10 protein-coding genes and 1 pseudogene are annotated in these 9374 nt (G+C 72.6%); 5 read left to right on the top strand and 6 right to left on the bottom strand.

Features of this window, described 5'->3' with window-relative positions; translation table 11 throughout:
• The 3 genes from GTW43_RS26465 to GTW43_RS26455 form a co-directional block, all read right to left on the bottom strand.
• Positions 1-917 (bottom strand): cellulose binding domain-containing protein (locus GTW43_RS26465; RefSeq protein WP_202501954.1); only part of this gene is annotated, 917 nt, incomplete at its 3' end.
• Between the two features lie 178 nt (positions 918-1095).
• Entirely contained in the window at positions 1096-1779 is a 684-nt protein-coding gene (locus tag GTW43_RS26460; RefSeq protein WP_343246122.1) for a response regulator transcription factor, read from the bottom strand.
• 28 nt (positions 1780-1807) lie between these two features.
• Positions 1808-2977: a histidine kinase gene (locus tag GTW43_RS26455; protein WP_343246121.1), complete on the bottom strand. Its 1170-nt coding sequence runs from the start codon at positions 2975-2977 to the stop codon at positions 1808-1810.
• A gap of 170 nt (positions 2978-3147) precedes the next feature.
• On the opposite strand from GTW43_RS26455, the gene GTW43_RS26450 reads away from it, so the two are divergent.
• On the top strand, positions 3148-3699 hold the full coding sequence (locus tag GTW43_RS26450) for a hypothetical protein (RefSeq protein ID WP_161304481.1): 552 nt from the start codon (positions 3148-3150) through the stop codon (positions 3697-3699).
• A gap of 7 nt (positions 3700-3706) precedes the next feature.
• Here GTW43_RS26450 and GTW43_RS26445 read toward each other — a convergent pair whose 3' ends face one another.
• The 3 genes from GTW43_RS26445 to GTW43_RS26435 are packed head-to-tail and all read right to left on the bottom strand — an operon-like array spanning position 3707 to position 5905.
• Positions 3707-4279 (bottom strand): cob(I)yrinic acid a,c-diamide adenosyltransferase, encoded by a 573-nt coding sequence (locus tag GTW43_RS26445; RefSeq protein ID WP_161304480.1) that lies wholly within the window; start codon positions 4277-4279, stop codon positions 3707-3709.
• A gap of 25 nt (positions 4280-4304) precedes the next feature.
• On the bottom strand, positions 4305-5117 hold the full coding sequence (locus GTW43_RS26440; protein WP_161304479.1) for an ABC transporter permease: 813 nt from the start codon (positions 5115-5117) through the stop codon (positions 4305-4307).
• Between the two features lie 5 nt (positions 5118-5122).
• Complete coding sequence (locus GTW43_RS26435; RefSeq protein ID WP_161304478.1) at positions 5123-5905, bottom strand: ATP-binding cassette domain-containing protein; 783 nt, start codon at positions 5903-5905, stop codon at positions 5123-5125.
• Between the two features lie 97 nt (positions 5906-6002).
• On the opposite strand from GTW43_RS26435, the gene GTW43_RS26430 reads away from it, so the two are divergent.
• The 4 genes and pseudogenes from GTW43_RS26430 to GTW43_RS26415 form a co-directional block, all read left to right on the top strand.
• Positions 6003-6641: a TetR/AcrR family transcriptional regulator gene (locus GTW43_RS26430; protein ID WP_161304477.1), complete on the top strand. Its 639-nt coding sequence runs from the start codon at positions 6003-6005 to the stop codon at positions 6639-6641.
• Between the two features lie 182 nt (positions 6642-6823).
• Positions 6824-7675, top strand: coding sequence for a 3-hydroxyacyl-CoA dehydrogenase family protein (locus tag GTW43_RS26425; RefSeq protein ID WP_161304476.1), 852 nt, complete (start codon positions 6824-6826; stop codon positions 7673-7675).
• A gap of 155 nt (positions 7676-7830) precedes the next feature.
• Positions 7831-8154 carry an STAS domain-containing protein gene (locus GTW43_RS26420; RefSeq protein ID WP_161304475.1) on the top strand — a complete coding sequence of 108 codons (324 nt, stop codon included), beginning with the start codon at positions 7831-7833 and terminating at the stop codon, positions 8152-8154.
• Positions 8155-8405: 251 nt separating this feature from the next.
• Positions 8406-9374 (top strand): annotated as a pseudogene (locus GTW43_RS26415) (ATP-binding protein); the annotation flags it as partial.

Genomic DNA, 9374 nt, shown 5'->3' with positions numbered 1-9374 from the left:
GTGCACTTGCCGCCCTGGACGTTGCCGAAGGCGTAGTTGATGTGGGTGATCTTCGCGGCGGAGCCGGAGGTCTCCAGGTTCTTCGGGTAGTACTGGCGGCCGTAGACGCCCCAGTCGGTGAAGTAGCCGAGCTTGACGGCGTCCCCGGTGCCGGGGTCCGGGTCGGTGCCGCCGCCGGTCGTGTGGACCTTGACCGCGCTGGAGACCGGTCCCGTCTGGTCGGCGGTGTCGCGGGCCTGCACCGTGTACGAGTAGTCGGTGCCCGCGGTGAGGCCGGTGTCGGAGTACGTGGTGCCGGTGACGGTGGCGACCTTGGTGCCGTCGCGCAGGACGTCGTAGTTCTTGACGCCGTGGTCGTCGGTGGCCGCGGGCCAGGAGAGCTTGACCGAGGTGTCGGTGATGCCGGAGGCGGTCGGGGTGCCCGGGGCGGAGGGGGCCGCGTCGCCGGGGACGTCGCCGCCGTCGCAGGAGCCGCCGTTGATCTTGCAGCCGCCGGGGGCGCCGGGGCCGGTGCCGTTGAAGCCGAAGGAGACCGAGGCGCCGGGGGCGAGCGTCCCGTTCCAGCCGAGGTTCTTGGCGGTCCAGTGGTCGGCGGAGTTGGTGACGGTGGCGTCCCAGGCCGAGGTGACCTTGGTGCCGGAGGGGTAGTCCCACTCGACGGTCCATGAACTGAGGGCCGTGGTGCCGGAGTTCTTGATGGTCCACTTGCCCTCGAAGCCGCTGCCCCAGTCCTGGGTCTTGGCGAAGGTCGCCGTGACCGCGGAGGCCTGGGCGGCCGCGTGGGACGGGGTCGCGAGGCCGACGAGGGCCGCCGCGGGCAGGACGAGGGTGGCGAGTGCGGCGGTGGCGCGGTGCCGGCGCCGTCCGCGGGCGGCTACGGGTCTGGGTTCTGGTCTGGGTACGTCGGTCGAGCGCATCGGGTGCTCCTCGGGTGCTCGGGGTCCGTGCTGGGGGTGGAACCCTGCGACGCCCTTGAGCACCGAGGTGGGGGGTGTGCTCAACGCAGTGCGGTGAGAATAGAAAGGTCTGGACCAGCGGTCAAGGTCTAAACCAATTGAGGATTTCGGCCAATCTGCGCGCGGCGGCCCTCCGCCCTCAGATCCCCCACTCCTGCGCCAGGACCGCGGCTTGCACCCGGCTGCGCAGGGACAGCTTCCCGAGAAGGCGGCTGACGTGCGTCTTCACCGTCGCCTCCGCCATGTCGAGGCGCCGGGCGATCTCCGCGTTCGACAGGCCCTCGCCGAGGCAGGAGAGCACCTCGCGCTCGCGCCGCGTCAGCTCCGCCAACTCCGGCGGCGGGGACGGCCGTTCGGCCCGTGCGGAACCCGCCGCGAACTCGGCGATGAGCCGTCGGGTCACCGCGGGCGCGATCAGCCCCTCGCCGCGGGCCACCGTGCGCACCGCCGCGATCAGGTCCTTCGCGTCCGTGTTCTTCAGCAGGAACCCACAGGCTCCCGCGCGCAGCGCCCCGAACACGTAGGCGTCCAGGTCGAAGGTGGTCAGCACGAGCACGTCCGCGAGCCCCTCGCCGACCACCGTACGGGTGGCCGAAACCCCGTCGAGGCGCGGCATCTGGACGTCCATCAGGACCAGGTCGGGCCGCAGCTCCCGGGCCAGCGCCACCGCCCGCTCACCGTCCTCGGCCTCACCGGCCACCTCGATGTCCGGCGCGCTGTTCAGGATCAGGACGAGCCCGGCCCGTACGGCGGACTGGTCCTCGGCGACGAGCACACGGATCGGCTCCTGCGGCTCCCGCTGCCGCTCGGGCTGGTGGGTCACGCGGGGTCTCCTTCCGGGGCGGGACGGGTCAGGGGCAGCACGGCACGCACCCGCCAGACCTTGGCGTCGGCGCCCGCCCCGGGCCCGGCCGCGCACGGCCCCGCCTCGAGCTGCCGTCGAGCAGCCCGGTGCGCTCCCGCATGCCGACCAGCCCCGCCCCGGAGCCGGGCGCCCGCGGGCCGTCCCGGTCCCCGTAGGGGCTCGTGACCCGCACCTCGACGCGGGCGTCCGTGCGCTCCAGCTCGACGGTGACGCGGCCGGGGGAGGCGTGCTTGAGGGCGTTGGTGAGCGACTCCTGCACGATGCGGTACGCGGCCAGCTCCACCGGCGCCGGGAGCCCGTCCAGCGGGCCCGTCACGCGCACCGCGACGTCCAGTCCGTTGGCCCGGGACTGCTCGGCGAGCGCGCCGAGGCCGTCGAGCGTGGGGGCGGCGGCGGGCTCGGTGTCGTCACCGGCGTCCCGCAGGATGCCGATCAGGCGGCGCATCTCGGCCAGCCCGTCGACGCTGTTCTCCCGGATCGTCTCCAGGGCGCCGCGGGTGGTCGCCGGGTCGTCGATGGACAGCGCGGCCGTGGAGTGGATCGCGATGGCCGACAGGTGGTTCGCCACCATGTCGTGCAGCTCGCGGGCCATCCGGGCGCGCTCCGCGGTCACCGCCTGCGCCCGGTCCACCTCGGCGAGCAGCGCGGTCTGCTCGGCGCGCAGCCGCTCGGAGGCCGCCCGGTCCCGGTGCTGGCGCACCAGCAGGCCGGTGGCCGCGGGCCCGAACGAGACGAGGCCGGTCGCGACGCCGACCAGGACCGCCTCCGGCTGCCGCCACCAGGCCAGGAAGCCCAGCGTCGCGCCGACCGTGAGCAGGCCCGTCACCACCGGCAGCCGGCGCGCCATGACGGGCGGCCCGTACAGCGCGCCCGCGTACATGAGGTCCGTGAACATCAGCACCGTCGCGAGGCTGCCCTGCGTGAACTGGTCGGCGACCACCGTGACGGTGCCGAGCGTCACGGCGAGCCGCGGCCGGGTGCGGCGCAGCAGCTCCAGCGCGGACATCGCCGCCAGCGGCACGAGCAGCCAGGGCCCGTCGAACAGCCGGCCCGTGTTCATGCCGAGCCCGATGCCCCACAGGACCAGACCACCCAGCAGCCCGCCGACGGCGATCCGGACGTCGTCGCGGTGCGGGCGGGGGAGTGCGGGGCGCATGCACCCATCCAACACGCCCGCGGCGGGCCCGGCATGGTGCCGCGGGACGAAGGCGGACGCGGCCCGGCTACATCGAAGGATGCAGTGGCGTCTCGTCACGGGCGACGACGCGAGGCGGCCGGGCGGCCCGGACCCTGGAGGGGAGCCTGCCCACGGAAGGGACGTCCACCATGGTCGCCGTACTGATCGTCATCTGCGAGGTCGCCTTCTGGGTGCTGCTCGCGGCGGGCCTCGCCCTGCGCTACGGCGCGAAGATGCCCCGGGCGAGCGTCGCGGTCCTGCTGTGCGAGCCGCTCCTCGAAGCGGTGCTCTTCGTCGTCACCGTGATCGACCTCAAGAACGGCGCCGAGCCGGACTGGAAGCACGGCCTGGCCGCCGCCTACATCGGGTACTCGATCGCCCTCGGCCACTACACGATCACGTGGGTCGACGTCCGTGTCGCCCACCGCTTCGCGGGCGGCCCGCCGCCGCACACCCCGAAGTACGGCGCCGCGCGCGCCGTCCACGAGTGGAAGATCGCCGGACGGTGGACCCTGGCCTCGCTCATCGCCATCGGTCTGCTCCAGGGCGCCGCCTGGTACGTGGGCGGCGACGGCGACGTGGGCTCGCTGCACGCCTGGCAGCAGCGGATGCTCGTCGTCATCGGCATCAACCTGGTCATCGCGGTCAGCTACACGCTGTTCCCGAAGAAGGCCCCCGCGGTGCCGGCCGGCAGGGGCTGAGCGCGTGCTACCGCTCCCCGCCGGGCACCCAGAGCACGTCACCGGCCGCCTTGTTCGCCGTGCGGGCCAGGATGAACAGGAGGTCGGACAGGCGGTTCAGGTACGTCGCCGTGAGCGGGTTCATCGTCTCGCCGTGCACCTCGAGCGCGGCCCACGTCGACCGCTCCGCGCGGCGCACGACCGTGCAGGCCTGGTGCAGCAGGGCCGCGCCCGGGGTGCCGCCCGGCAGGATGAACGAGCGCAGCTTCTCCAGCTCCCCGTTGAAGCGGTCGCAGTCCGCCTCCAGCCGGTCCACGTAGAACTGCTCGACGCGCAGCGGCGGGTACGCGGGGTCCTCGACGACGGGCGTCGACAGGTCGGCGCCCACGTCGAACAGGTCGTTCTGCACGCGCGTGAGCACCGTGACGACCTCGTCGTCGAGCCCGCCCAGGGCGATCGCCGTGCCGAGGACCGCGTTCGCCTCGTTGGCGTCGGCGTAGGCCGAGATCCGCAGATCGGTCTTGGCGGTGCGGCTCATGTCACCGAGGGCCGTGGTGCCCTGGTCGCCGGTACGGGTGTAGATGCGCGTCAGATTGACCATGCGGCCAGCCTAAGACAGGGCCTGGTCAGGCACCGGCCCGCCGGAAGACACGTGTGCCCACCGTCACGGCGAGTCCCGCGAACGCGAGCGCGACCAGAGCCCCGTACAGCATGTGCGCCGTCGCGTACGAGCCCACGTACGCGTCCCGCATCGCGTCCACCAGGTAGCGCAGCGGCATCACGTGCGACAGGACGTCCAGCCAGCCCGGCGCGAGCGCCATCGGCAGCATCAGGCCGGACAGCAGCATCGAGGGCATGCTCACCGCGTTGATGACGGGACCGAACTCCTGCGGGGAGCGGACCCGCATCGCGAGCGCGTACGACAGCGAGGCGAGGGACACGACCACCAGCGCCACGAACCCGAACCCGATCAGGACGCCCGCGAGCGGGGCGCGCAGACCGAGCACCAGCGCGGCGAGGACGAGCAGCACGGCCTGGAACAGGAACAGGGCCGTGTCCCGCAGCACCCGGCCGAGCAGCAGCGCCAGCCGGCTCACCGGGGTGACGCGCATCCGCTCCACGACGCCGCTGTTCTTCTCCAGGATGATCGCGAACCCGCAGAACGAGGCGCCGAACAGGCCGAGTTGGAGCAGCAGCCCCGGCACCAGGACCTGCCAGGAGCTTCCCGCGGTCCCGAGCGGCAGCCCGTCGAGAAGCGGCCCGAAGAAGACCAGGTAGAGCAGTGGCATGAGGACGCCGAAGAGCATCTGGAACCGGGAGGACAGCGTCTGCCGGGCGTACCGGCCGAAGATCAGCGCGGTGTCGGAGAGCAGGGTGCCGCGCGCGGTCCCGGCCGGTCCGGTCGGCACCTGCCGCGAGGGCGTCGTCGTCGTCGTCATCGTCGTCACACCGCCACCGGGGTCGAGTCCACCGGTGCGGGGCCGCGCCCGGTGATGGCCAGGAACGTGTCCTGGAGTGTCGCCTGCGCCGAGCCGCCGTGGGCCTGCTTGAGCGCCTCCGGGGTGCCGTCGGCGGCCACGACCCCGCGGTCCACCACCACGATCCGGTCCGCGAGCGCGTCCGCCTCGTCGAGGTAGTGCGTGGTCAGGAACACCGTGGTGCCGTGCTCGTCGCGCAGCCGGCGCACCAGGTCCCACAGCCCGGCGCGGCTGGCCGGGTCGAGGCCGGTCGTCGGCTCGTCGAGGAAGAGGACCGCGGGCCGGTGCGCCAGCCCCATCGCGATGTCCAGACGCCGCCGCTGCCCGCCCGACAGCGCGGCCGTGCGCCGGTCCATGACGGCGTCGAGGCCGAGGTCGGCGGCGAGCTCGTCGGCGCGTGCGACCGCCTGAGCCCGCGTCAGCCGGTAGAGCCGGCCCTGGGTGACCAGCTCCTCGCGCACCGACACGTGCGGGTCGACGCCGCCGGACTGGGCCACGTAGCCGACCGCGCGGCGCACCCCCGCGGGGTCGGCCACGAGGTCGCAGCCGGCGACGGTGGCGGCGCCGCCGGTGGGCGCGAGGAGCGTGGTGAGCATGCGCAGGGTCGTGGTCTTGCCCGCCCCGTTGGGACCGAGGAAGCCGAGGATCTCGCCGGGGTCGACGCGCAGGTCGATGCCGCGCACCGCCTCGACGGGCCCCTGGCGGGTGGAGAAGGTCCGGGCCAGCCCGGACGTGCTGATGACTGCCATGACCTCAGAAAAGCAGAAGCGCTGCAATTTTGCAATGACACCAAAATTCCAATGAACCCAGGATGGCCGGGGCGCGGACAGGCTCTAGGGTCGGGGCATGGCAGAAGGGCTCAGGGAGCGGAAGAAGCGCCAGACCAGGCAGCACATCTCGGACGTGGCGACGGGCCTGTTCCTGGATCACGGGTTCGACGCGGTGACCATCGCGGAGATCGCCGACGCCGCCGACGTCTCCGTGAACACGGTCTACAACTACTTCCCGGCCAAGGAGGATCTCTTCCTCGACCGCAGCGCCGGCGTCGTCGACCGGATGTCGCGCTGGGTGCGCGGCCGCGACGTGGGGGAGTCCGCCGCCCGCGCCGTCCTGCGCGAACTGCGCGACGAGGTCGAGTCGGTGTCCCCGCGGGTCGGCCTGATGGACGGCTACAGCCGCTTCATGCGGGTCCTGCACGACGCCCCGACGCTCAGGTCGCGCATGTGGCGCCTGGGCCAGGAGGTCCTGGAGAACATCGAGGCCACGCTGCGCGAAGAGGTCGGCGCCGACCCGCTCGACCCGCGCCCCACCCTCGTCGCCGGCCAGATCAACTGGGTGCACCAGACCGTCATGGGCGAGATCGGCCGCCGCATGCTCGCGGGCGGCCGGCCCGCCGAGGTGTCCCGCGACATGCTCGACGTGCTCGACGACATCGAGGATCTGCTGAGCGCCAAGGTGCTCAACTACGCCGTGCGCGGCGCCTGATGGGCCGTCCCGGTGTGATGTCCGTCATTCGAGACGTGACGCGCATCTCTTAGTGGTCACACGGCCACTCACGGACGCTAGGGTCCGCAAAAGAGCAATGTGAACAGTGGTGAAGCGGTAGGCGCCGGCCCCGTCGGCGCTCCGGCGCTTTCGCGGGTCGTCCGCGGTAAGGGGAGTCGCACGTGGCAGGGAAGCTCGCCGTCATCGGAGCCGGTCTCATGGGGTCCGGCATCGCCCAGGTATCCGCCCAGGCGGGCTGGGACGTCGTTCTGCGCGACGTCACCGACGAAGCCCTCGCCCGCGGCACCGGCGGCATCGAGGCGTCCTACGGCAAGTTCGTGAGCAAGGGCAGGCTCACCGCCGAGGACGCCGAGGCGGCGCTCGGGCGCATCACCACGACGACCGACCTGGACGCGGTCGCCGACGCCGACATCGTCGTCGAGGCCGTCTTCGAGAAGCTCGAGGTCAAGCACGAGATCTTCCGCACGCTCGACAAGATCGTGCGGGACGACACGGTGCTCGCGTCCAACACCTCCGCCATCCCGATCACCAAGATCGCGGCGGTCACCGGGCGTCCCGAGCGGGTCGTCGGTGCCCACTTCTTCTCGCCCGTCCCGATGATGCAGCTGTGCGAGCTGGTGCGCGGCTACAAGACGAGCGACGAGACGCTGGCGCGCACCCGCGCCTTCGCCGAGTCCGTCGGCAAGACCTGCATCGTCGTCAACCGTGACGTGGCCGGCTTCGTGACGACCCGTCTGATCTCCGCCCTCGTCGTCGAGGCCGCGAAGCTCTACGAGTCGGGCGTCGCCACCGCCGAGGACATCGACATCGCCTGCAAGCTGGGCTTCGGGCACGCCATGGGACCGCTCGCCACGGCCGATCTGACGGGCGTCGACATCCTGCTGCACGCCACCGAGAACATCTACACCGAGTCGCAGGACGAGAAGTTCGCCCCGCCGGAGCTGATGCGCCGGATGGTGGACGCGGGTGACATCGGGCGCAAGAGCGGGCAGGGCTTCTACGAGCACGGCTGAACGCACGATCGAAGGCGGGCCTGACTCCGTGTCACCCCTCGGGGTGATTTCGGTATCGGTTCGCTTACGGACGGCAACTTCTGACCCTCCGGGCCAGTCAGTTGCAGTGACATACCCAGATCACACGGACACCTCTCGGACCAGGGGGAGCACATATGCACATCAGGGGCGACCACGCCGGGCTGGTCGTCGGGGGGCGCCTCGACGTCCGCAGCGCGGCGGACGCCCGTACGGTCCTGCACAACGCCGTCGACGACGGCATCGGTGATCTGGTGCTCGATCTGTCCGAACTGGACTCGTGGGACGCGACCGGTCTCGGCGTCATCATGGGCGCCCACCGCCGCGCCGGCCGCTGCGGCCGGCGGCTCGTGCTGCGGGGCGTGCCGCCGCAGATGCAGCGCCTGCTGGTCGCGACCCGGCTGCACCGGATCCTCGCGATCGAGGGCGGCATCGGCGTCGAGTCGCTGCCGCGCGTCTGAGCGCACCGCGGGGCCGGGGCGACCCGGGCATGAATCGTCCATTCCTGTGGGAAGCACGCACAATCCTCACGAGACTGTGACGTCTCGGGCCGGGTGGCACCCCGCCCGTTCGTAGATACTGTGCCAAGGTCTAGGGTTCGGTCGCCCGCGGTATCACCACCCGCCGCGCGGGCACCGGACCAGAAGCGACAGCGCAGTGTGCACAGGCCGGGAGGGGCAGCGGCACACCACGCTTTTGGGGGGCTTTGACCATGGACCCGATGAACCGGGGACCGGAAGATTTCAGCCAGGACCGGCGCGAGCACGACACGCCCGGCCGCGGGGGCCGACCGCGCCCGCGCGACCCGATCACGCCCGACTTCGGCCAGCCCGCACCCGCGCTCGCCCGCACCGTGCAGCTGGTCGCCGGGGACTTCCTGCTGACCGTCAATCCCGTCGACGGCAGCGAGATCGAACCCTGCCCGCCCGGCGAACGGCCGGGCCGGCCCGTCAAGTACGACGCCACCGAGCGCGCCGCCCTGGCCCGCGCGGCGCGGCCACCGCTGCCGCCCGGGCCCGCACTGCCCCGGCTGCCGCTCCTGGAGCGCCAGGAGGTCCGCGAGCGGCTCGTCCGGCTCCTGGCCCGCGGCCGCTCCGTGCGCCTGACCGGCCCGTCCGGATCGGGCCGCACCGCGCTGCTCGACCAGATCGCCGAGGACTGCGCCGACATCGCGCCCGACGGCGTGATCCGGCTGTCCGGCCACCACCGCTCGGCCGGCGACGTCCTCCACGACCTCTTCACCGCGGTCCACAACGCACCGCTGCACCGCCCCGACCGCGCGCTCCTGCTGGAACTCGTCCACGACATAGGCGCCGTCGTCCTCCTGGACGACCTCGAGTTCGGCGGCGCGGCCCTCGACGAACTCCTCGACGCCACGCCCGAGTGCGCCTTCCTGCTCGCCACCACCCCCGACGTCGCCGCGCCGTCCTCCGACGCGCACGTCGAGGAGGTCTTCCTCGAAGGCCTCGGCCGCGGCGCCGGCCTCGAGCTCCTGGAGCGCGCCGTCGGCCGCGTCCTCACCGACGAGGAAGCGCAGTGGGCCGGCGACCTGTGGTTCGAGTCCGAGGGCCTGCCGCTGCGCTTCGCCCAGGCCGGAGCCCTGCTGCGGCAGCGCGACCTGCTGCGCGCCGACCCGGGCGCGTTCGACGCGTACGGCACCCACGAGGGCCAGGGCGCGGCC

Source organism: Streptomyces sp. SID5785 (assembly GCF_009870065.1).
GTDB lineage: Bacteria > Actinomycetota > Actinomycetes > Streptomycetales > Streptomycetaceae > Streptomyces.
This window is presented reverse-complemented; position numbering and strand designations above follow the sequence as displayed.